General features: G+C 73.5%; 14 protein-coding genes. 12 read left to right on the top strand and 2 right to left on the bottom strand.

Features of this window, described 5'->3' with window-relative positions; translation table 11 throughout:
• Nucleotides 1-95: 95 nt before the first annotated feature.
• From ACZ69M_RS35375 to ACZ69M_RS35395, 5 genes are all read left to right on the top strand, one after another.
• A complete protein-coding gene (locus ACZ69M_RS35375) occupies nucleotides 96-893 on the top strand; it encodes a helix-turn-helix domain-containing protein (protein WP_470056431.1) in 798 nt (265 codons plus the stop codon).
• Nucleotides 872-2,770, top strand: coding sequence for an AfsR/SARP family transcriptional regulator (locus ACZ69M_RS35380; RefSeq protein WP_470056432.1), 1,899 nt, complete (start codon nucleotides 872-874; stop codon nucleotides 2,768-2,770). Before ACZ69M_RS35375 ends, ACZ69M_RS35380 begins: the two co-directional genes overlap by 22 nt.
• A gap of 172 nt (nucleotides 2,771-2,942) precedes the next feature.
• Nucleotides 2,943-3,854 (top strand): helix-turn-helix domain-containing protein, encoded by a 912-nt coding sequence (locus ACZ69M_RS35385; protein WP_470056434.1) that lies wholly within the window; start codon nucleotides 2,943-2,945, stop codon nucleotides 3,852-3,854.
• Nucleotides 3,855-3,992: 138 nt separating this feature from the next.
• Nucleotides 3,993-4,964, top strand: a complete 972-nt coding sequence (locus ACZ69M_RS35390) for an alpha/beta hydrolase (RefSeq protein WP_470056436.1) — start codon at nucleotides 3,993-3,995, stop codon at nucleotides 4,962-4,964.
• Nucleotides 4,965-5,006: 42 nt separating this feature from the next.
• Nucleotides 5,007-5,729 carry an alpha/beta fold hydrolase gene (locus ACZ69M_RS35395; protein ID WP_470056438.1) on the top strand — a complete coding sequence of 241 codons (723 nt, stop codon included), beginning with the start codon at nucleotides 5,007-5,009 and terminating at the stop codon, nucleotides 5,727-5,729.
• 51 nt (nucleotides 5,730-5,780) lie between these two features.
• Here the strand turns inward: ACZ69M_RS35395 and ACZ69M_RS35400 are convergent, their stop codons facing one another.
• On the bottom strand, nucleotides 5,781-7,274 hold the full coding sequence (locus ACZ69M_RS35400; protein WP_470056440.1) for a sensor histidine kinase: 1,494 nt from the start codon (nucleotides 7,272-7,274) through the stop codon (nucleotides 5,781-5,783).
• Nucleotides 7,271-8,035, bottom strand: a complete 765-nt coding sequence (locus ACZ69M_RS35405; protein ID WP_229889185.1) for a response regulator transcription factor — start codon at nucleotides 8,033-8,035, stop codon at nucleotides 7,271-7,273. Before ACZ69M_RS35405 ends, ACZ69M_RS35400 begins: the two co-directional genes overlap by 4 nt.
• A gap of 91 nt (nucleotides 8,036-8,126) precedes the next feature.
• On the opposite strand from ACZ69M_RS35405, the gene ACZ69M_RS35410 reads away from it, so the two are divergent.
• The 7 genes from ACZ69M_RS35410 (at nucleotide 8,127) to ACZ69M_RS35440 (ending at nucleotide 23,447) form a co-directional block, all read left to right on the top strand.
• Entirely contained in the window at nucleotides 8,127-9,470 is a 1,344-nt protein-coding gene (locus tag ACZ69M_RS35410; RefSeq protein ID WP_470056443.1) for a ferredoxin reductase family protein, read from the top strand.
• 10 nt (nucleotides 9,471-9,480) lie between these two features.
• Nucleotides 9,481-9,939: an FMN-binding protein gene (locus ACZ69M_RS35415; protein WP_470056445.1), complete on the top strand. Its 459-nt coding sequence runs from the start codon at nucleotides 9,481-9,483 to the stop codon at nucleotides 9,937-9,939.
• Nucleotides 9,940-9,943: 4 nt separating this feature from the next.
• The gene (locus ACZ69M_RS35420) at nucleotides 9,944-10,666 is read left to right on the top strand and encodes an FAD:protein FMN transferase (protein ID WP_470056447.1); all 723 of its coding nucleotides are present in this window, start codon (nucleotides 9,944-9,946) and stop codon (nucleotides 10,664-10,666) included.
• On the top strand, nucleotides 10,663-10,938 hold the full coding sequence (locus ACZ69M_RS35425; protein ID WP_470056449.1) for an AbfB domain-containing protein: 276 nt from the start codon (nucleotides 10,663-10,665) through the stop codon (nucleotides 10,936-10,938). Before ACZ69M_RS35420 ends, ACZ69M_RS35425 begins: the two co-directional genes overlap by 4 nt.
• Before the next feature lie 470 nt (nucleotides 10,939-11,408).
• Nucleotides 11,409-18,548, top strand: coding sequence for an SDR family NAD(P)-dependent oxidoreductase (locus tag ACZ69M_RS35430; protein WP_470056451.1), 7,140 nt, complete (start codon nucleotides 11,409-11,411; stop codon nucleotides 18,546-18,548).
• A 44-nt stretch (nucleotides 18,549-18,592) separates the two neighbouring features.
• A complete protein-coding gene (locus ACZ69M_RS35435; protein ID WP_470056664.1) occupies nucleotides 18,593-23,110 on the top strand; it encodes a beta-ketoacyl synthase N-terminal-like domain-containing protein in 4,518 nt (1,505 codons plus the stop codon).
• Nucleotides 23,100-23,447 carry an acyl carrier protein gene (locus ACZ69M_RS35440; RefSeq protein ID WP_470056453.1) on the top strand — a complete coding sequence of 116 codons (348 nt, stop codon included), beginning with the start codon at nucleotides 23,100-23,102 and terminating at the stop codon, nucleotides 23,445-23,447. The genes ACZ69M_RS35435 and ACZ69M_RS35440 overlap by 11 nt, the downstream gene beginning before the upstream one ends.

Consider the following 23,447-nt stretch of genomic DNA (forward strand, 5'->3'; position numbering starts at 1 on the left):
TCGCGCAGACGCCCGCGATCCACAGGGGCGAGCATGGACGTCGAGCATTTCCTCAGTCAGGGCCCTGGGCCCGACATCTCACCTCGGGGGTCCTCATGATCGACTCGGTGATGTCACGCGACACCGCACCGGTCCGTCGTCTCTTCCGGCTGCCGGACACGACCGACGACGCGTTCCTGCACCTGGGACTGCATATCCAGGGCTCGGTCTCGGTGACAGGGGGCGGCACCCAGGTGTTCCTGGCCCCCGGCGACCTGGTGTTCCACGATCCGGCCCGGCATGACCACCTGCGTTTCAGCGGCCCTTGCCGGCTGACGGTCTTCCGGGTGCCCCGCGGTCACCTGGGCGTGTCGCCCTCGGACCTGCACCGGATCATGGGCCGTCGCGTGCGGGGCGACGAGGGCGTCGGCGCGCTGGTGTCCAACTTCCTCTCGGCGCTCGCCGCCGAGAGGGACTTCCGCAGGTCGAGGACGGGCCACCGGCTCGCCCGCTCCGCCGTCGACCTCGTCGCCGTACTCGTCATGCAACTCCTCGGGGAGGAGACCCCCGACGCCTCGGACGTCGCCGCCGGGACGGTGTCGCGGATCCAGGCCTTCATCGAAGAGCATCTGACGGATCCGGATCTGTCACCGGAGTCGATCGCGCTCGCCCACCACATCTCCGTCCGCTACCTGCACAAGCTCTTCCGGCAGGAGGGCACCACGGTGGGCCAGTGGATACGGCGGCGCAGGCTGGACGCGTGCCGGCGCGAGCTGGGCCGCAGCGCGAACCGCAGGCCGAGCGTGGCCGCCGTGGCGCTGCGCTGGGGGTTCAGCAGCCCTTCGCACTTCAGCCGCGCCTTCCGGGACGCCTACGGCATGTCCCCCAGCGCATGGCAGAGTGCGACAAGGTGATGCGGTTCGAGGTGCTGGGTCCGTTGCGGGTCCGGCGGGCCGAGCGGGAACTCGACCTGGGGTTCCCGCAGCAACGCGCCCTCCTGGGGCTGCTCATGGTGCGGGCGGGGCGGCCGGTGCAGGTGAGCGAGATCGTGGATGTGCTGTGGGCGAGCCGTCCGCCGGCCAGCGCCCCGAACGTGGTGCGCCGGTATGTCGGTGCGCTGCGGCGGCTGCTCGAACCGGGGCTGCCGCCCCGGGCGCCCGGCCGTCGTCTGCCGCGCCGCACCGGTGCCTACCTGCTGGACGCGGAGCCTGACGAGATCGATCTGCTGCGGTTCCGCGAGCTCACCCTGCGGGGCAAGCGGGCGGTCGCCACCGGTCGGCCCGAGGTGGCGGTACGGCAGTTCGTCGGGGCCCTCGGCGAGTGGCGCGGGCCGGTGGCGATGGGGCTCCCCGCGTCGGCTCGCGAGCACGCCCTGTTCCGTGCCGTGGAGCACGAACTCGTGCTCACCACACGGATGGCGGCCGACGCGGCCCTGCTGTGCGGCGCGGCGGGCCTCGTGCTGCCGAGCCTGCGCCGGGCCGTCGACCTCGAGCCCCTGGACGAGTCCCTGCACGCCCGGCTCGTGATGGTGCTGGCGGCCTGCGGACTGCAGGCCGAGGCACTGACGGCGTACGAGGAGGTACGGCGCCGGCTGGACGCGGAGTTGCGGGTCGCCCCGGGCGCCGAGCTGAGCGCGGCCCACACCCGGGTGCTCCGTCAGGAGGTGCGCGCGTCCACGCCCCCGGTGCACCGACCGGTCAGGACAACGCTGTCCGAACCGGTGCAACTCCTCGCCCGGCCCGCCCAGTTGCCGCCCGGCCTGACGGTCTTCGCCGGCCGGAGCGAGGAACTCGGGGAGCTGACCGCCCTCGCCGGGGCGACTGCGTCCTCCGAGGCGCCCGGGACGATCCTGGTCAGCGGAATGGCGGGCGTCGGGAAGACCGCGTCGGTCGTGCGCTGGGCCCATGAGATCGCGCCTCGGTTCCCGGACGGCCAGCTCTACGTCGAGCTGCGCGGCCACGATGCGGCCGCCAGGCCCGCGCAGGAACCCGTGGAGGCGCTGCGCGGGCTGGTGGTGGCACTCGGTGCACCGCCCCGGCACCTCCCGGACGACATGGCCGCGCTCACGGACCTCTACCGCGAGCTGCTGGCGGACCGCCGGGTCCTCGTCGTGCTCGACGACGCTGCCCGCACCGAGCACGTACGCCCGCTGCTGCCCACCGCCCCGGGCTGTCTGGCCGTGGTCACCAGCCGTCACCGGCTGCCCGGTCTGATCACCTCCGGGGCCCGGCCGCTGCACCTGGAACTGCCGTCCATCGCCGACGCCCGCGCCGCGCTGGCCCTGCGCGTCGGCTCCGAGCGGCCGGCCGCCGAACCCGGGGCGGCCGAGGAGATCATCGAACGCTGCGGCCGGCTGCCGCTGGCCCTGGCCATCGTGGCCGCGCGCGCCGTCAGCCGCCCCGACTTCCCGCTGGCGGCCCTCGCCGCCGAACTCCGCGCCGCGCACGGGAGCCTCGACGCCTTCGCGGGCGTCGGCGGGACGGCCGACGCCCGCGCCGCGTTCGCCGCGTCCCACCGGTCGCTGCCGCCCGGCGACGCCCGGCTCTTCCGCCTCGTGGCGCTGCACCCCGGCCCCGGCATCGCGGCGGACACCGCCGCCGGGCTCGCCGGTCTGTCGCCCCGCGAGGCCCGGCCGGTCCTCGACCGTCTCGCCGACGCCCATCTCGTGTGCGAGGGCGCGCCGGGCCATTTCACCGTGCACACCCTGCTGCGCGCGTTCGCCGCCGAGCTCGCGGAGGCCGACGAGGCCGCCACGACGAAGTCCCTGTCACTCCCGCGTCACTCTTTTTGAACTTGCCCCGACCTACTCTCCGAGCGGAGTGGACGACCGTCCCACGAGGCGTCGTCGCTCCTCTCGACAGTTCGGCAGGGCTCGGAGGCAACGGCGGATGACGTCCAGTATCAGCATCGTTCGGACCGACCGCGGTGAGACGGATGAGACAGGTGAGACCGAGAGGTGCCGCATGCCCATGGGCCTCGACATCGTCGTCTCGGGCACGGCGCCCGCGGAGCTGCCCGGGGCGGGCCGGCCCTACCCGGCCCGGCGGGCACACCGGTTGGTCGCCCGGGACAGCGGCGAGTACCTCTTCGTCGGCATACGGGGCGCGGCAGGTGTACGGGGCGGGAGCGGCGTACGAGGTGGGAGCGGCGTACGAGGCGGGGGCGGCGCGCACGGTCCGCGGCAGCCCGAGGACGTCTTCCTCGGGCCGGGAGACATCTGCTTCTACGACGCGCACGGTCCGGCGACGCTCGACTTCCCCGAGCGGTTCCGCATGAAGGTGTTCCTCGTGCCGTACGAGTCGCTCGGGCTCGACGCGGCCGACGTGACCCGGCTCGCGGGGACACCGGTACCCCGGGTGTCCCGGCTGGGCAGCCTGCTGTCACCGTTCCTGTCGGAACTCGCCGACACGGCCTCCTCGTCCCGGCCACCGGTCGGCGACCTGCTCGCCTGGAACGCCGTGAACGTGCTGGCCACCCTCGCCGCCGAGCGGCTCCGGGACGCCACCGCGACGCCCGACGCCCGGACACCGCTGAGGGCCCGGATCCTGGAGTTCATCGACCTGCATCTGACCGACGAGGACCTCTCCCCCGAGACGATCGCCGGGGCCCATCACATCTCCGCGCGCTATCTGCACCGGATCTTCCAGGACGAGGGCACCACGGTCGGCCGGTGGATCCAGCGGCGCCGGCTCGAGGAGTGCCGCCGGGACCTGATGATCCGGGCCCGGGGCGGTCGGACCATCGCGGCGGTGGCCAACCGCTGGGGGTTCATGAGCGCCACCCACTTCAGCCGGGTCTTCCGGGCCGCGTACGGCATGTCGCCCAGCGAGTGGCGGGACACTGTCGGCCGCGGCACGCCCGCCGGGCGCCGCTGAGGTGATCGACGCGTTGGGCGCTGTGAGTTCAGCGGCGGTGCGCTGACGGACCATTCGCGCCCGCACCGCGCCTCTAGCGTGGCTGCGAGGCCGGAGCATTGCCCGGCGTACCCAGGAACAACGCTTCAGGAGATACCCATGTCCGACGCCGTAGAGCCGGTCAAGCCTGTACTGGAACCGGCGGCCGCCGCTTTCGCGGAAGCCACCGCCAATCCGCCGTACCTGTTCGACCTCGCCCCGGCGGAGGGTCGCAAGGCCGTCGACGAGGTGCAGTCCGGCGAGATCGACAAGCCGGCGGTCGACGAGGAGTGGATCACCGTCCCGGGCGGTCCGACGGGCAGCGTCCGCGCGCGGATCGTCAAGCCCGCCGGGGTCACCGGCACCCTGCCGGTGATCCTGTACATCCACGGCGCGGGCTGGGTGTTCGGCAACGCCCACACCCACGACCGCCTGGTCCGCGAACTGGCCGTCGGCGCCGAGGCCGCCGTGGTCTTCCCCGAGTACGACCTCTCGCCCGAGGCCCGCTACCCGGTCGCCATCGAGCAGAACTACACCGTCGCGCAGTGGGTCGTGCAGCAGGGCGCGACCAAGGGCCTGGACGGCAGCCGCCTCGCGGCGGTCGGCGACTCCGTCGGCGGCAACATGACCGCCGCGCTCACCCTGATGGCCAAGGAGCGCGGTGATGTCCCGCTGCTCCAGCAGGTCCTGTTCTACCCGGTCACCGACGCGAACTTCGACACCGGCTCCTACCACCAGTTCGCGGAAGGCTACTTCCTGCGCCGCGACGGCATGCAGTGGTTCTGGGACCAGTACACGACCGACGAGGCCGACCGCGCCCAGATCACCGCCTCCCCGCTGCGCGCCACCACCGAGCAGCTCACCGGCCTGCCCCCGGCCCTGGTCATCACCGGCGAGGCCGACGTCCTGCGCGACGAGGGCGAGGCGTACGCCAACAAGCTCCGCGAGGCCGGCGTCGCCGTCACCGCCGTGCGCTTCCAGGGCATCATCCACGACTTCGTGATGCTCAACTCCCTGCGCGGCACCCACGCCGCCGAGGCCGCCATCACGCTGGCCACCCGCACGCTGCACACCGCGCTGCACGCCGGCTGACCCGGTCCACAAGACCGCCAAGACCGCCAAGGAGACACAGTCATGTCCGGAAACACCACTCCCACCGCCCTGCTCGTGCACGGCGCGTTCGCCGACGCCGCCAGCTGGTCCGGCGTCATCGCGGAACTGCAGAACCACGGCATCCCCGTCGTCGCGCCGCCGAACCCGCTGCGCGGGCTCGCCTCCGACGCCGCGTACATCGCCTCGGTGGCCGCGCAGATCGACGGCCCCGTCGTGCTGGTCGGCCACTCCTACGGCGGCGCGGTCATCACCGTCGCCGGCACCGCGGAGAACGTGGTCGGCCTGGTCTTCGTCGCGGCGTACGTCCTCGAGGAGGGCGAGAGCCTCGGCGAGTTGCAGGGGCGCTTCCCCGACTCGCCGCTGGGCAGCAGCCTGAAGCAGGCCACGTATCCCGTCGAGGGCGGCGACCCGGCCGTCGAGGTCACCATCGTCCCCGAGGCGTTCCCGTCCGTCTTCGCCGCGGACGTCCCCGCCGAGGTCACCAAGGTGCTCGCGGTCGCCCAGCGTCCGCTCGCCGCCGGCTCGTTCACGGAGACGGCCACCGCCGCCGCGTGGAAGACCAAGCCCTCCTGGGCCCTGGTCGCCGCCGCGGACCAGGCGATCAACCCCGAGGTCGAGCGCTTCGGCGCGAAGCGTGCGGGGGCGACGATCCTGGAGGTCGAGGGCGCCTCGCACGCCGTCGCGGTGTCCCGGCCGAAGGTGGTCGCCGAGCTGATCCGCGACGCGGTCCGCGCGAGCGGCTGAGCGACCGGCTGAGCGAGCCGACGGCGGCCGTGCGGATGTACTCCCCCGTAGTCACGGGAGCGCGGGCGGGAGGGGGAGGCGGATCGTGAACGTCGTCGAGCCGGGGCGGCTGGTCACCTCGATGGTGCCGCCGTGTGCACGGACCAGTGAGCGGGCGACCGCGAGGCCCAGCCCGCTGCCGCCGCGGTCGCGGCTGCGGGCCTTGTCGACGCGGTAGAACCGGTCGAAGACCCGCTCCTGGTCGGCGGCCGGGATCCCGGGCCCGGAGTCGCAGACCCGCACGACCGCCGTGCCGGACGAGCCGACGCGCACCGCCTGCCCCGCCCCCGTGGCCGACACCTCCAGACGCACCTTCGTCCCCGCCGGGGTGTGCATGGCGGCGTTGGTGAGCAGGTTGTCGAGGACCTGACGGATACGCAGGGGGTCCAGGCGCAGGCGCACCGGGTCGGGGCCGGCCGTCACGGACAGCACGTGCTCCCCTCGTCCGGCGCGGAAGGCGTCCGCGGCCTCCCGCGCCAGTTCCGTCAGGTCCGCGTCCTCCAGCCGCAGCGGTGTCTCCACCTCGGCGGCGTCCAGGCGGGCGAGGAGGAGCAGGTCGTCGAGGAGTACGCCCATCCTGGCGGCCTCGGCGCGCAGCCGGGCCAGGTGCTTCTCGCGCTCCTCGGGCTCGTTGGCCGCGGCGTACTGGAAGAGGTCCGCGTAGCCGCGTACCGACATCAGGGGCGTCCGGAGCTCGTGCGAGGCGTCCGCGACGAACCGGCGCAGTCGCTGCTCGGCCTCGGTCCGGACGGCGAGCGCGTCGTCGATGTGCTCCAGCATGGTGTTGAACGCGGTGCGCAGTTCCTCGACCTCGGGTCCACCGCGCCCACCGCCGGCCCGCACCTCCAGCCCCGCCGAGCCGGTGAGGTTGTGCGAGGTGATGCCGCGGGCGGTGTGGGCCATGTCGCTGAAGGGCTTCAGCCCGCGCCGCAGTACCGTCCGGCCGATCACGACGAGCCCGAGCAGGGCGAGCGCGAAGGTGACGACCTGGACCGTGATCAGCTGCCGCACGGTGGCCTGCATGTCCCGCATGGGCGCCGCGGTGACGAGGACGACGCCGGGTTCGACCTCGCAGGCACGCAGCTTGTACGTGCCCTCCCCCGCGATGTGCGCGGTGCGCAGCAGGTGCGCGTCACCTCCGTCCGGCAGCGCCTGGGCGACGGCGGTGAGCGCGGCGGTGTCGGCGGGGACGTCGGCGGGCTTGCGCAGGACCGCCGTACGGCCCTGGACGTCGTACACGGCGGTGAACCAGCCGTAGTAGGGCCGCCGCTGGACGATGCCGTGCGCCTGGGCGTCCTTGGACTGGGTGACCTGGACGAGCTTCATCTGCTCGCCGAGCTGACGTTCCAGGTACTCCTTCATGTACGTCGTCAGGGCCGTGCCGACGACGGCGAACACGACGAGGGACAGCACGCCGATGCCGAGGGCCAGCCGGGTGCCCAGGCGTGTGCGGCGGTAGGCGCCCCGCAGACGGCGCAGCGCACCGCCGGTCCCGGGGCTGCTCACTCGGCGACCTGCCGCACCACGTACCCGACGCCGCGCACGGTGTGGATGAGCGACTCGCCGCTGTCGGTCTCGCCGTTGCCGTCGAGCTTGCGGCGCAGCCGGCTGACGACGAGTTCCACCACGTTGGAGCGGCCGCCGAAGCCGTACTCCCACACGTGGTCGAGGATCTGGGCCTTGGTGAGGACGGTCGGTGACTTGCGCATGAGGTAGCGCAGGACCTCGTACTCGGTCGGGGTGAGGGTGAGCAGCCGGTCGGCGCGGCGTACCTCCCGGGTGTCCTCGTCCATCGTCAGGTCGGCGACCTGGAGCACGGAGCGCTGGAAGCCGGGGCCCGCGGCGCGCCGCAGGACGGTCCGCAGCCGCGCCATGAGCTCCTCCACGGCGAACGGCTTGACGAGGTAGTCGTCGCCGCCTCGGGTCAGGCCGGCGACCCGGTCCGCGACGCCGTCGCGGGCGGTGAGGAAGACGACGGGCACCATCGTCCCGGACTGCCGCAGCCGGTCGAGGACGGCGAACCCGTCGAGGCCGGGCAGCATCAGGTCGAGCACCACGATGTCGGGGTGGAACTCGGCGGCCCGGCGCAGCGCGTCCTCTCCGGAGTACGCGGTCATCGCCTCCCAGCCCTCGTAGCGGGCGACCGTCGCGACGAGGTCGGCGATGGGAGGGTCGTCGTCCACGACCAGGAGGCGCACTTTTTCCACCTGCTCATAGTGCGTGACGTGGCCGCCGACGCCATAGCCGCCGACATCTCTGATCCACATCGATAAAAACTTGAAAGTTGAGCGACAGGAAAACGACAGCTCCCACCGGGCAGGCTCGGTGTCCCCACACCCGAACGAGGAGTTGCTCTCCGTGACCACTGTCGAACGTGTCCAGCCGCCCCCGACGGTGATACGCCCGAAGGTGGTGGCCCGCACCGGGCTGTACGCCCTGCTGGCCGCGAACGCGGCCGTCGTGACCGTGTTCTTCCTCCAGGCCGGGCCCGGCTCGGACACCCTGATCATGCTCGGCCGGCTGGCGGGCCTGTACGGGGCGCTCCTGATGGCCTTCCAGCTGCTGCTGGTCGCCCGTCTGCCGTGGCTCGATCACCGGATCGGCATGGACCGGCTGACCTCCTGGCACCGCTGGGTCGGCTTCGGCCTGCTGTGGACACTGCTGTCGCACGCGCTGTTCATCACCCTCGGCTACGCGGGTGCGGCGGCGCGGCCGGCGGACTTCTGGGACGAGCTGGTGGAGCTGGCCACGACGACCGAGGGCGTGCTGCGGGCGATCGTCGCGCTGGCCCTGATCCTCGTGATCGGCGGGGTGTCGGCGCGCTTCGCGCGGCGCCGGCTGGCCTACGAGACCTGGCACTTCATCCACCTCTACACGTATGTGGCGGTGGTGCTGGCCTTCACGCACCAGGTCGCGGTGGGCACCACCTTCACCACCTCGTCCGCGGCCACCGCTTACTGGTGGGGCCTGTGGGGCGTGGCGCTCGGTTCGGTGTTCCTGGGCCGGGTGGTCCTGCCGGTGTGGCGGAACCTGCGCCACCAGCTGCGGGTCTCGGCCGTCGTCCCCGAGTCCGACAACGTCGTCTCGATCTACGTCACCGGGCGCGACCTCGACCTGCTGCCCGCGCGGGCGGGGCAGTTCTTCCTGTGGCGGTTCTTGACCAAGGACCGCTGGTGGCAGGCGAACCCGTTCTCCCTGTCGGCCGCCCCGGACGGCAACCGGCTGCGGCTGACCGCGAAGACGGCCGGCGAGGGCACCGCGGCCCTACGGCACCTGAAGGTGGGCACGCGGGTCTTCGCCGAGGGCCCCTACGGCGCCTTCACCACCCTGCACCGCACCCGCTCGGAAACCCTGCTCGTCGCGGGCGGCGTGGGCATCACCCCGATCCGGGCGCTGCTGGAGGACCTGCACGACCATGTCGTGCTCATCTACCGGGTGGCCACGGACCGGGACGCGGTGCTCCTCGACGAGCTCCGGGAGCTCGCGTACGCCAAGGGCGCCGAGCTGCACGTGGTGACCGGACCGGCCACGCCGGACAAGCTGGCGCCGCGCGAGCTCGCGCGGCTCGTGCCGGACGTCGCCGAACGGGACGTCTTCGTGTGCGGGCCGCCCGCCATGACGAGCGCGGTGCTGCGTACCCTGCGCGACCTGGGCGTGCCCAAGCCGCAGATCCACTTCGAGCGTTTCAGCCTGGCGGGATGAGAGAGACACCGTGAAACGAGCACTGCCTGTAGTGGCCCTGTCCATCGCCGGTCTGATCCCGCTGTGGCGCTACGCACCGTCGAGCGGTACGACGATCACCGAGGTCGCCGCGCCCGCCTCGACTCCGTCTTCGTCTTCTTCTTCGGCACCTTCCCCGTCCTCGTCGTCCTCGTCGTCCTCGTCGCCCTCGTCGCCCGCGGCCTCCCAGGTCGTCCGGGTCGTCCAGGGGTCCACCGTCAACACATCCAAGGGCGCCGTGCAGGTGGAGGTGACCTTCGAGGGCGACAAGATCAGTTCGGTGCGGATGCTCCAGCAGCCGAACCACCCGCAGACCACGGCGGCCGTGCCGAAGCTGATCCAGGAGACGCTCCAGGCACAGAGCGCCGACATCGACTCGGTGTCCGGCGCCACGATCACCAGCGACGGATACGTCACGTCGCTGCAGGCCGCCCTCGACGCGAAGGGATAGCGGGATGCGGCGCGTCGAACAGGTCATGGGGTTCCCGGTCTCGCTGCGGATCGACGACGAGAGCGCGTCCGAGGAGACCGCGGACCCCGTGTTCGCGTGGTTGCGCGAGGTCGACGCCCGCTTCAGCCCGTTCCGTGCGGACAGCGAGGTGTCCCGCCTCGGCCGGGGTGAGCTCACCCCCCACGAGCTCAGCCCGGACCTGACCGAGGTCCTCGGCCTGTGCGAGGAGTACCGGGTCGCGACCGGCGGCGCGTTCGACGTGCGGCTGCCCGGCCGCGGCCTGGATCCCTGCGCGATGGTGAAGGGCTGGTCGGTACAGCGGGCCGCGAACCTCCTCAGCGCTCGGGGGACTTCCCGGTTCTGTCTGAACGCCGGCGGTGACGTGGTGGCCGCGGGCGGTCCCTGGCGGGTGGGCGTACGCCATCCCGAGCGGGCCGACCGGCTGTGCACGGTGCTGGAGATCACCGACGGCGCGGTCGCGACCTCCGCACGCTACGAACGCGGCGACCACATCCTCGACGGGCGCACCGGCCGTCCGGCCACCGGGCTGCTCAGCGTCACCGTCGTGGCGCCGTCGCTGACCGAGGCGGACGCGACGGCGACGGCGGCGTTCGCGATGGGCGCGGAGGGCGTCGAGTGGGCCGCGTCGCGCGCGGGGTGCGAGGTGTTCGCGGTCGACGCCGAGCGCAGGGTCCTGCGGACGGCGGGGCTTCCTGTGGCCGGATGACCACCCCTCCACCCCCACCCGAAGATCCCGTCACCGCATCCAACGACCACCGGAGGGCGGGCCTCGCCGACACGGCCTCCGGTGTCTCGTTCGAGTCGTACAGCGGCGCCGGCCGCTACCTCCGGCACTACGACTACCTGCTCTGCACCCAGCCCGCCGACACGGCGCTCGCCAGGGCGGACGCGACGTTCTACGCCGAGTGCCCCATCCCGGCACCTTGGGATCCAGCACGGCCCGGCCGCTCCCGCGGCCGGGCCGTGCTGTCGAAATGAGCCAACTTACCGGCGAGTACGAATCGTGGCCATTCATCCTCAAGTGCCGAAAATCCCACCCTTCCACCCCACGTGAATTTTGATTATGAAGAGGGGAACTAATAAAAGTTTCAATTTACAGCGGGGGAAACAGTTCGTTTCCGCAAGATCGAAGTGGACCCCGTGTTCGACACCGCGCCAGCAGGCATTGCCGCAGGCCGAATCGAGGTCGCGGCGCCCACCGACCAGCGGTCACCGACCCCCTCAACTCCCCGGTACGAGGCCTCTGTTGCCAGCTCGCACCTGGCTCGGCAACGGCTGTGTCGACCGTGTTACGTCCGGTAATGGAAGCCTCCTTGAGAGTTTGACTTTCACGGTGATGCGCAATAAGCATGAGCGTGCTTCGCATCAGCTGTCGGCTTGTTGTGAAGCGCAAGCGCTCTCCGCTCTCCCCCACCAATCCTCACCCTCGTGCGATTTGGAGCGTTCGCGTGCCTGTGTCGAAGTTCGATACTTCCGGCCTGTTTGCCGTAGAGGACATCGTCATCGCCCTGAACCCGTTCGCCGTCCCCTCGGCACGGGTCACGGCGGCCGCCGTACGGGCGGGCGGTCTCGGGGTGCTCGACCTCACCGCGGGTGGGCGCCGGGCGGCGGCGGAACTCGCGCTGTCCGAGGAATGGTCGGCCGCCGGTTTCGGCGTACGGCTGTGCGACAACGATGCCTTTCCCGCGCGGGACCTCCCCGCCTGTGTCCACACCGTCCTGCTGACCGCCGACGCCTCCTGCACGCCCGCCGACTTCCCCAGCCACCGCGTACTCGTCGAGGTGACCGGCCGCGCCCAGGCGTTACGGGCCGCCGCGGCCGGGGCGCACGGGCTGATCGCCCGGGGCCACGAGGCGGGGGGTCCCGTGGGCGAACTGAGCACCTTCGTACTGCTCCAACAGCTCCTCGGCGACGAGGAGTTGGACCTGCCGGTCTGGGCCTGCGGCGGCGCGGGCCCGCACACCGCGGCGGCCGTCGTCGCGGGCGGCGGGGCCGGTGTCGTCCTGGACACCCAGCTCGCCCTGCTCGCCGAGGCCGAGGCCGAACTGCCCGCCGGGACCGCCGCGCTGCTCGCCGGGCTCGACGGCTCCGAGACCACCGTGGAGGACGGCCGCCGAGTCGTACGGCGCCGGGGCGCCCAGGAGGGCACGCCCGCCCCCGAGGTCGGTCAGGACGGCTTCCTCGCCGCCCGTTTCCAGGAGCGCTGGGGCACCGTGCACGCGGCGGTACGGGGCGTACGGGACGCCGTCCTCGACGCGTTGAAGAGCGCGGGACCCGGTCTCGACCCGGCGAAGAGCGCGGGTGCCTCGCCCGGCCCCGACGGCTCGGGCAGCCGCCCGTTCGGGAGCGAACTGCCCGTCGCCCAGGGGCCGATGACCCGGGTGAGCGACCAGGCCGCGTTCGCCGCCGAGGTGAGCGGCCACGGCGGGCTGCCCTTCATCGCGCTCGCGCTGTCCGGCGCCGAACAGACCCGCGCCGTACTGGAGCAGACCAGGGACGCGCTCGGCGAGGCGCCCTGGGGCGTCGGCGTCCTCGGCTTCGCCGCCGAGGAGATCAAGGCCGCCCAGCTGGAGGTCGTACGGGAGATCCGCCCGTCCCACGCGATCATCGCGGGCGGGCGTCCCGCGCAGGCCGCCGCGCTGGAGGAGGTGGGCATCTCGGCCTTCCTGCACGTGCCGTCGCCGGGGCTGCTGAAGCAGTTCCTGGCAGCGGGCGCCCGCAAGTTCGTCTTCGAGGGCGCCGAGTGCGGCGGACATGTCGGACCGCGGGGCAGCTTCCCGCTGTGGGAGGCGCAGCTCGGCGTGCTCGACGACTTCCTGGCGGGCGCGAAGAACGCCACCGCCGGCGAACTCCAACTGTTCTTCGCGGGCGGGGTGCACGACGAACGCTCCGCCGCCATGGTCACCGCGCTCGCCGCGCCGCTGAGCGCGCGGGGCGCCGCCGTGGGCGTGCTGATGGGCACGGCGTACCTGTTCACCGAGGAGGCCGTGAGCGCGGGCGCGGTGCTGCCCCTGTTCCAGCGGCAGGTGATCGACGCCGAGCGCACCGACCTCCTGGAGACCGCCCCCGGACACGCCACCCGCTGTGTCCACAGCCCCTTCACCGACGAGTTCACCACGGTCAAGGCGGACCTGGCCGCCCGCGGGACACCCGGCCGCGAGGCCTGGGAGCACCTGGAGCGGCTCAACGTGGGACGGCTGCGGCTGGCCAGCAAGGGCATCGAGCGGGTCGACGGCGGGCTGAGAGCGGTCGGCGAGGACAGACAGCTCGCCGAGGGCATGTTCATGGCCGGCGAGGTCGCCGTGCTGCGCTCCGCCGTCACCACCGTCGCCGAACTGCACGCCTCGGTCACCAGCGGCGCGGCCGGCTTCCTGGCGGCGCGGCGGGAGGCCCTCGGCATCGGGGAACCCGCCGCCGAGCCCTCCCCCGAACCGCTGGACATCGCGATCGTCGGCATGGCCTGCATGTTCCCCGGCGCCCCCGACCTCGCCACCTTCTGGGCGAACGTACTGGCGGGCGAGGACGCCGTCACCGAGGTGCCCGCGACCCGCTGGGACGCCGAGCTCTACCACGACCCCCGGGGCGCCGGGGAGAAGACCCCGTCGCGCTGGGGCGGCTTCCTGCCCGAGATCCCCTTCGAGCCGCTGCGGTACGGCATCCCGCCCGCCTCGCTGCCCGCCATCGAGCCGGTGCAGCTGCTCGCCCTGGAGGCGGCGCGCCGCGCCCTGGAGGACTCCGGCTACGGCAGCCGCTCCTTCGACCGGGCCCGCGCGTCGGTCGTGTTCGGCGCGGAGGCGGGCAGCGACCTCTCCCACGCGATGACCCTGCGCTCCGTCCTGCCCGCCTACCTGGGCAGCCTGCCGCCCGCCCTGGACGAACGGCTGCCCAAGCTCACCGAGGACTCCTTCCCCGGCATCCTCGCCAACGTCATCGCGGGCCGGATCGCCAACCGCCTCGACCTCGGCGGCGCCAACTACACCGTGGACGCCGCCTGCGCCTCCTCCCTCACCGCCGTCGACGTGGCGTGCAAGGAGTTGGTGAGCGGGACGAGCGACCTGGTGCTGTGCGGCGGCGCCGACCTGCACAACGGCATCAACGACTACCTGCTCTTCGCCTCCGCGCACGCCCTCTCGCCCTCCGGCCGCTCCGCGCCCTTCGACAGCGCGGCCGACGGCATCGCGCTCGGCGAGGGCGTCGGCTGTGTCGTCCTCAAGCGGCTCGCGGACGCCGAGCGGGACGGCGACCGGGTGTACGCGGTGATCAAGGGCGTCGGCAGCGCCAGTGACGGCCGGGCGCTCGGCCTGACCGCGCCCCGGCCCGAGGGCCAGTACAACGCGCTGACCCGGGCCTACCGCAACGCGGGCATCTCGCCCGCCGAGGTCGGGCTCGTCGAGGCGCACGGCACCGGCACCGTCGTCGGTGACCGCACCGAACTCGGCTCCCTCACCCGGGTGTTCGAGGAGGCCGGGGCTCCGCCCGGCGCGTGCGCGCTCGGCTCGGTCAAGTCGCAGATCGGGCACACCAAGTGCGCGGCCGGACTCGCCGGACTGATCAAGACCTCGCTCGCCCTGCACACCGGTGTGAAGCCGCCGACCCTGCACCTGACCGAGCCGAACCCGGCCTGGGACGCGCAGAGCAGCCCGTTCGCCTTCCACACCGAGGCCCGCCCCTGGTCCGCCGCCCCGGCCGAACGAGTGGCCGGGGTCAGCGCCTTCGGCTTCGGCGGCACCAACTTCCACGTCGTCCTGCGGGCCTACGCGGACGGGCCGCCTCCGGTCACCTCGGCCCAGCACTGGCCCGCCGAGCTCTTCACGTTCCGGGGCGCGGACGCGGCGGCGGCGGTACGGGCCGCCGCCGAACTGCTCGCCCTCGTGGAGGCGGATCCCGGACCGTACGAGCCGTGGCGGCTGCGGGACTTCGCGCTCGCCGCGTCCCGGCGCGCGGAGGCGGCCACCACCCGGAGCACCGCGAGCACGGCCAGCACCACGGGCACGGCAAGCACCGCGAGCACCGGCGGTGCGCGGACCTGGATCGCCCTCGTCGCCGGGTCGACCGAGGAGCTGACGGCGCTGCTGCGCCGCGCGGTCGCCGGTGAACACGCCCCGAAGGAAGGCCTGTTCGCCGCCGACGAGGACGAGACGGGTGACGTGGCCCTGCTCTTCCCCGGGCAGGGCAGCCAACGGCCCGGGATGTTCGCCGAACTCTTCGTCGCCTTCCCCGAACTCCAGCGCCACCTGCGGCTCGACGAGACGACGGCCCGTGTCCTCTTCCCGCCGGCCGCCTTCGACGAGACGGGCCGCAAGGAGCAGCAGGAGCGCATCACCGACACCACCGTCGCGCAGCCCGCGCTCGGCCTGACCGGGCTCGCCGCGTTCCAGCTCCTGACCAGGGCGGGAGTGCGCCCGGCCATGGCCGCGGGCCACAGCTACGGCGAGCTGGCCGCGCTGGCCGCGGCGGGCGCCCTCACCCCGGACGCGCTGCTGCGCACCAGCCGCGCACGCGCCGCCGCCATCCTGCGCGCCACCGGCGAGGGCGACCCCGGCACCATGGCCGCCGTCGCCGCCGGCGAGCCGGAGGTCGCGGCGGCCCTCACCGCCGCGGGCCTGGCCGGCCCGGTGGTGACGGCGAACCGCAACTCGCCGCGCCAGACGGTGATTTCGGGTCCCACCGAGGACGTCCTCACCGCCGTGGAACGACTGCGCGCCCAGGGGCTCGGCGCCAAGCGCATCCCGGTCGCCTGCGCGTTCCACAGCCCGCTGGTCGCGGCGGCCGGCGAGACCTTCGCCGAGGTGCTCGCCGAAGTCCCGTTCGCCTCCACCGACTTCCCGGTCTGGTCGAACCGTACGGCCACCCGCTACCCGCGGGGCCCCGAGGAGATCCGGGCCGAACTCGCCGCGCAGATCGGCTCCCCGGTCCGGTTCGCCGACCAGATCGAGGCGATGTACGAGGCCGGGGCCCGGGTCTTCGTCGAGGCCGGACCCGGCTCGGTGCTGACCCGGCTGGTGGGTGCGGTCCTCGGCGACCGGCCGCACCGCACGGTCGCCCTGGAGGACGGCCGACGGGCCGGACTCGCCGGGTTCCTCGCCGCGCTCGCCCAACTGGCCGTCGCCGATGCGGACATCAGGACGGCGTGGCTCTTCCAGGGGCGGGACGCGATCCCCGCCGACGCCCGCGCCCCGCGTCCCCGGCGCGCCGCGTGGACGGTCGACGGCCATCTGATCCGTACGGCGGACGGCGCGATCCCCGCCGCCGCACTCCACCCCGCCGAGCGTGTTCCGGAGGCCCTCGTGACCCACAGCAGCCCGGTCGGACCGGTGGCGGCGGCCACCGGATCCGAGGCCCTGATCAGCGAGTTCCTGCGCACGAGCCGGGAGATGATCGCGGCCCAGCGGGATGTGATGCTGGGGTACCTGGGAGCGGATCCGGGGGTACGCCCCGCGGCCCCCGCGCCGAGCACGTACACCGGTGCCCCGGTCACGTACACCGATGCCCCGGTCACGGTGACCGCGCTGCCCGCCGCCACGCCGGTTGCGGTGGCCGTACCGGCAGGCGGCTCGGTGCTGTCGGTCGTGCTGGAGGTGATCGGCGAGCGCACCGGCTATCCGGTCGACATGATCGAACCCGACCTCGACCTCGAAGCCGACCTCAGCGTCGACTCCATCAAGAGAGCCGAGATAGCCGGCGAACTCGCCACCCGCCTCGGCCTCACCGCGACCGGCGACACCGACGTCGAAGAGCTGGCCAAGGCCCGTACCGCCGCCGCGATCACCGCGCTGGTCGAGCGGGTGACCGGCTCGGGTGCCACCCCGGCGCCCGTTTCCGCCCCCGCCGCAGGGACCGCACCCGCCGAATCCGTCCTCGCCGTCGTCCTCGACGTGATCGGCGAACGTACCGGCTACCCCGTCGACATGATCGAACCCGACCTCGACCTCGAAGCCGACCTCAGCGTCGACTCCATCAAGAGAGCCGAGATAGCCGGCGAACTCGCCACCCGCCTCGGCCTCACCGCGACCGGCGACACCGACGTCGAAGAGCTGACCAAGGCCCGTACCGCCGCGAGTATCGCCGCGCTGGTCGCGGGCGCCCGGGGTGAGTCGGCCAAGCCCGCGGGCCCGGAAGCCGGGCCTGCCGCCCCCGATCCCGTCGTCGTGGCGCCCAAGCGTCTCGTGATGCGGGAGTTCGACCTCGCCCCCGCCGATCCGGCGCCCTCCAGTGACCTGCTGATCGGCCGCAGTTTCCTGCTGCTCGGTTCCGGACCGGTCGCCGCGGCGCTGACCGCCCGCCTGACCGTGCACGGCGCCCATGCGGTGACCGCCGAAGAACCTCCGGGCGACGGAGAGTTCGACGGGATCGTGCACCTCGTCGCGCCGGAAGCCCCGCCCGTCCTGCCGGACGTCTTCCCCGCCTACCAGCGGGTGCTTGCGGGCAATCCGCGCTGGGTGCTCGCCGCGGGCGCCTCCCCCGGGCTGCGCGGCTTCTTCCGCTCGCTCGCCCGGGAGTACCCCGACACGGTCGCCCGGGTCGTCGAGCACGCGCCCGGCACCGCGCCCGAGGACATCGCCGCGGAGTTGGTGGCCGAGCTCACCGCGCCCGGCCACGAGCCGGTCGTCCTGCGCTCCCCCGGCACGAGGCGCGGACTGCGCATGGCCGAGGAGGGGCTCGGTCTGCTCGGCAGCACGGGCGCGGGGCCGGCGGGGGACGGTGTGGCCGAGGCCGCCGCGCTCGGCCTGGACGCCGACTCGGTCGTCCTGCTGGTGGGCGGCGCCCGGGGGATCACCGCCCGGTTCGCCGCGACCCTGACCGCCGCGAGCCGCTGCCGGATCGAACTGTTCGGCCGCACCGCCCTGTCCGAGGGCGCGGAGGACCCCGCGCTCGCCGCCGCGGACACCGCCGGTGAACTGCGGAGCGCGCTCATCGCGGGCGGGCTGCGCGTCCCCGCCGAGATCGAGCGGGCGATCGGCCGGATCCAGGCCGAACGCGAGGTGCGCGCCACCCTGCGCACTCTCGCCGCCCTCGGCTCCGAGGTCCGCTACCGCGCCGTGGACGCCCTGGACGGCGACGCCGTGCGCCGGGCGGTGAAGGAGATCCACGCCGAGCACGGGCGACTCGACGGCGTCGTGTACGCGGCGGGCGTGATCGAGGACAAGCTGATCGCCGAGAAGAGCCCGCGCTCCTACGACCGGGTGTTCCGTACGAAGGTCGACGGCGCACGCGAACTGCTCGCCGCGCTGGGCGAGTTGCCGGACGGGGAAGGCCCCCGGTTCGCCGTGCTGTTCGGCAGCATCGCCGCGACCCTCGGCAACCGCGGCCAGTCCGACTACGCCGCCGCCAACGACGCCCTGGAGACCCTCGGCGCCCGCTGGGCAAAATCCGGCAGCGGCCGCCGCGGGCTGACCGTCCACTGGGGTCCATGGGCGCCTACCGGCGACGGCAACCACGGCATGGTCACCCCCGAGCTGATGCGGCACTACGCGGGCCGCGGCATCCAGCTGATCGACCCCGACGAGGGCACCATGAGCCTGCTGCGCGAGCTGGCCTGGGGACCCGAGGGCGACACCGCCGTCGTCTACACGGCGTCGGGCTGGTGACCGAGGTGACCGGCCCCCGCGCCGAACCCGTCGCCATCGTCGGCATGTCGGTGCTCTTCCCCGGCGCCCCCGACCTCGCCACGTACTGGCACAACCTGGTCTCCGGTGTCGACGCCATCACCGAGGTGCCGCCCGGCCGATGGGACGCCGAGGAGTACTACGCGCCCGGCGCCGAGCCCCGTGCCGACCGGGTCTACTGCCGGCGCGGCGGCTTCGTGGACGAGCTGGCCGAGGTGGACGTCACCGAGTTCGGGATCATGCCGGCCGCGGTCCCGGCCACCGAGCCCGACCAGCTGATCGCGCTGCGGGTGGCCGCGGCGGCCCTCGCCGACGCGGGCGGCCAGGGCCGACTGCCCGCCGACCGGCATCGGGTCGGTGTCGTGCTCGGCCGGGGCGGCTATCTCACCCCTGGCCTGGTCCGGCTCGACCAGCGGGTGCGGACCGCGAGCCAACTCGTGCGCACCCTGGGCGAACTGCTGCCGGACCTCGGCGCCGACCGGCTGGAAGCGGTGCGGCAGGCGTTCACCGACCGGCTCGGGCCCGAGGCACCGGAGTCCTCGATCGGTCTCGTGCCCAACCTCGCCGCGTCCCGGCTGGCGGGCCGGCTCGACCTGCGCGGTCCCGCCTACACCGTGGACGCCGCCTGCGCCTCCTCGCTCATCGCCGTCGACCACGCCGTGCGTGAACTCGGCAGCGGGCGCTGTGACGTGATGCTGGCGGGCGGGGTGCACCACTGCCACGACATCACCTTCTGGAGCGTGTTCAGCCAACTCGGCGCGCTCTCCCCGAGCGAGCGCATCCGGCCCTTCGACCGGGGCGCGGACGGCGTGCTGATCGGTGAGGGCACCGGCGTCGTCGTCCTCAAGCGGCTCGCCGACGCCGAGCGGGACGGCGACCGGATCTACGCCGCGATCACCGGCACCGGCGTCGCCTCCGACGGACGTACGACCAGTCTGATGGCGCCCGACTCCGGCGGCCAGGTACGCGCGGTCCGCCACGCCTGGGAGGCCGCCGGGCTCGACCCGTCCACTCCCGGTTCGATCGGTCTCCTGGAGGCGCACGGCACCGCCACCCCGGCGGGCGACGCCGCCGAACTCACCACGCTGGCCGAGGTGTTCGGACCACCGCGGACGGACACCTCGGGGGAGGCGCAGGACGCGCCGGACGCCGTCATCGGCTCGGTGAAGTCGATGATCGGCCACACCATGCCCGCGGCGGGCGTGGCCGGGCTGATCAAGGCCGCACTCGCCGTCCACCACCAGGTGCTTCCGCCGACCCTGCACTGCGACGACCCGCATCCGGCGCTCGCCCGTACCCGGTTCACCCCCATCGGCGCCGCCCGGCCCTGGCGGACCGACGACCGGCAGCCGGTGCGCCGGGCCGCCGTCAACGCCTTCGGGTTCGGCGGCATCAACGCGCACGTCGTGCTCGAAGAGGTCGCGGTCGCCCGACGGCCGGCCGAGGTGTACGAGCCGGAGCCGGTGCTGCGGCTGACCGCGCCGACACCCGAGGCGATGGCCGCGCTCCTCGACCGCTCCGACTCCGCGATCATCGCCGCCGGTCTCGACGAACGCGCCCCCGCCACCGATCCGGTGCGGCTCGCCGTCGTCGGACCGACGGCCAAGCGGCTGGCGCTGGCCCGCAAGGCGGTCGCCAAGGGGAAGGGGTGGCGCGGTCGGGGCGACGTGTGGTTCGTGCCGCGTCCCCTGCTGGGCCCCGGCGGCGGCAGGCTCGCGTTCGTCTTCCCCGGCCTTGAGGCCGAGTTCGCGCCCAACTCCGAGGACGTCGCCCGGCACTTCGGGCTGCCCTGGTCGCGCGCCGTCACCGACGCCACCGTGGGTGACGTGGGCCGGCAGGGCACCGGCGTCTTCGAGCTCGGCCGGCTCCTCGACACCGCGCTGCGCCGCCTCGGCGTGGTCCCGGACGCGCTCGCCGGGCACAGCCTCGGCGAGTGGACCGCGATGGCCGCCGCCGGGATCCACCCTCCCGAGGAGGTGGACGCCTTCCTCGCCGACTTCGACCCCGACGCGCTGAGCGTCCCCGGGCTGGCCTTCGCCGCGATCGGCGCCCCCGCCGAGGTGGTACTGACCGAGCTGGACGGCCGCGGGGACGTGGTCCTCTCCCACGACAACGCGCCCCACCAGTCGATGATCTGCGGCCCCGAGCCCGCCGTCGCCGCACTGGTCGAGGTTTTCCGGTCCCGGGCGGTGATCTCGCAGATCCTGCCGTTCCGCTCCGGCTTCCACACCCCGATGCTGGAGCCCTACCTCGGCCCGATCAGGAAGGCCGCCGAGGCCTACACCCTGCGCCCGGCCGCGCTGCCCCTGTGGTCCGCGACGACCGTCGCCCCCTACCCGGACGAACCGGCCGCGATCCGCGAGCTGTTCATCCGCCATCTGCTGGAGCCGGTCCGCTTCCGGCCCCTGGTGGAGACGATGTACGCGGCGGGCTTCCGGGCGTTCGTCCAGCTCGGCGCGGGACAGCTCGGCTCGCTCATCGACGACACCCTGCACGGCCGCGACCACCTCGTGGTCCCCGCCCACTCCCCGCACCGCCCGGGCCTGCCCCAACTCCACCGTGTGGCGGGCGCGTTGTGGGCGGACGGGGCCGCGCCGGACCTCGTCCCGCTGCTGGGCGGCGCCTCGACCGTCGCACCGGCCCGTACGGTACGCCGTCCGGGCCGTCCCGTACGGCTCGACCTCGGCGGCGCGAACGTCTCGCTGGACGCGGAGACCCGCGACCGGCTGAGCGCCACGCTGGCCCGGCCGCCGCACACCGCGCCCCATGATGCGGGTGCCCTGGCGGAACAGGGCCCACTGGGCGCGGAGTTGTCGGCGCTGCTGCGGGACGCGACGGCCCTCGCCTCGGACGTGGTGACGGCGGGGCGACGCGGACGCGGGGCCCCGCCCCGCCCCCGTACGAGCGGCACGTCCCCGGACAACGGGGCCGATGTCCGTACGGCCGAGCCCGCCACCCCCGAACCCCAGCCCGGCCCCCGGCCAGACCCCCGGCCCCTCGAAGCCACCCTCCGCGTCTCCGTCGACACCATGCCGTACCTCCTGGACCACTGCTTCTTCCGGCAGCCCGCCCAGGCCGATCCCTCCGACCGCTGGCCCGTGGTCCCCGGCACCACCGTGATCGCCCACCTCATGGAGTTCGCCGAGCGGGCCGCGCCCGGCCGGCGCGCGGTGGCCGTCCACGACGTACGGCTGCACCAGTGGATCACCGCCACTCCGGCCGTCGACATCCCCGTACGGATCGTCCCCGAGGGCCCGGACACAGTCACCGCCTCACTCGGCCCGTACGCCCGCGCCGTGGTCGAACTCGCCCGGGACCGGCCCCGGTTCACGCCTCCGGAGCCCTGGACCTTTCCCGCCGCGCGGGAGGAGAAGCCCGAGCTGACCGCGGCGGAGCTGTACGCGCGCCGCTGGATGTTCCACGGCCCGCGCTTCCAGGGCCTGGACGAACTGACCGCGGTCGGCGACCGGCACGTACGCGGGGTGCTTCTCACCCCGCCCGCGCCGGGCGCCCTGCTGGACAACGTGGGCCAGCTCCTCGGCTACTGGATCATGGCCCGGCAGCCGGTGCGGACGACGGTGTTCCCGGTCGGCATGAAGGAGATCCGCTTCCACGGCCCGCACCCCGCTCCCGGCGAGCGCCTGGAGTGCCTGATCCGGATCACCTCCGTCACCGACGCCACCCTCGAAGCGGACATGCAGCTGGTCCATCGGGGGCGGGTGTGGGCGGAGTTCAGCGGCTGGCAGGACCGCCGGTTCGACAGCAATCCGCGCATCCGCAAGGTGGACCGGGAGCCCGAGCGGTACACGCTGTCCCGGATGCAGCCCGGCGGCTGGGCGCTGGTCCACGAGGAGTGGCCCGATCTGGCCACCCGCGAGCTGATCATGCGCAACATCCTGGCGGGCGAGGAACGCGAACGGTACGCGGCGCACGCCCCGCGCGGCCGAAGGCAGTGGCTGCTCGGCCGGATCGCCGCCAAGGACGCCGTACGGAACGTGCTGTGGGACGCCGGGGCGGGCCCCGTCTACCCGGCCGAGGTCAGGGTCGGCAACGATCCGGCCGGCCGCCCCTTCGTGACCGGCGGCTACGGCAGGACCCTGCCCGGACTGCATGTCTCCATCGCCCACCGCGGCGAGACGGCGGTGGCGATGGCCAGGAGGGAGGGTCCCTGCGGCATCGACATCGAGGAAGTCACCGACCGCCCCGAGGGCACCCTCGCCGTGGCCCTCACCACCGCCGAACGCGAGCTGCTCACGTCGCTCGTCCGCCGGCCCCAAGGAGCCCCCGAACGGCTCTGGTTCACCCGTTTCTGGGCCGCCAAGGAGGCCGTCGCGAAGGCGCGCGGCACCGGACTCGGCGGCGAGCCGAAGCGGTTCGAGATCATCTCGGCCGACGGCGACCGGCTGACCGTCCGCACCGCGGGCGAGGAGTACCGCGTGCGGCACTGTGCGCTGACCACCCCCCGGCCGTCCGCGGGGCCCGGCAAGGAGTACGTCGTGGCCTGGACGGCAGTCAACGATCAGGAGAACGAAGATGACCACTGAACTCGACCGTCCCGTGGGCCAGTCGGACAGGGGAGAGGCCTCGGCGCCCGACGCGGCGACCGCGCTCGCCGACATCTCGGCCATCCTGCGCACCGTCCTGGAGGAGTACGGGCTCGACGATTCCGAGATCACCCCCGGCACGTCCTTCCACGACGATCTGGAGCTGGAGAGCATCGACCTCGTCACCCTCTCCGCCCAACTGCTCGAGTTCTACGGCGAGCGCGTCAACTTCGCCGCGTTCATAGCCGACCGCGGGCTGGAGGAGATCATCGCGCTCACCGTCGGCGATCTCGTCGGCTACGTCGTGGACTCACTGGCCGTCGCGGAGGTGGGCTGA

It is taken from the genome of Streptomyces sp. NPDC107454 (assembly GCF_055582885.1).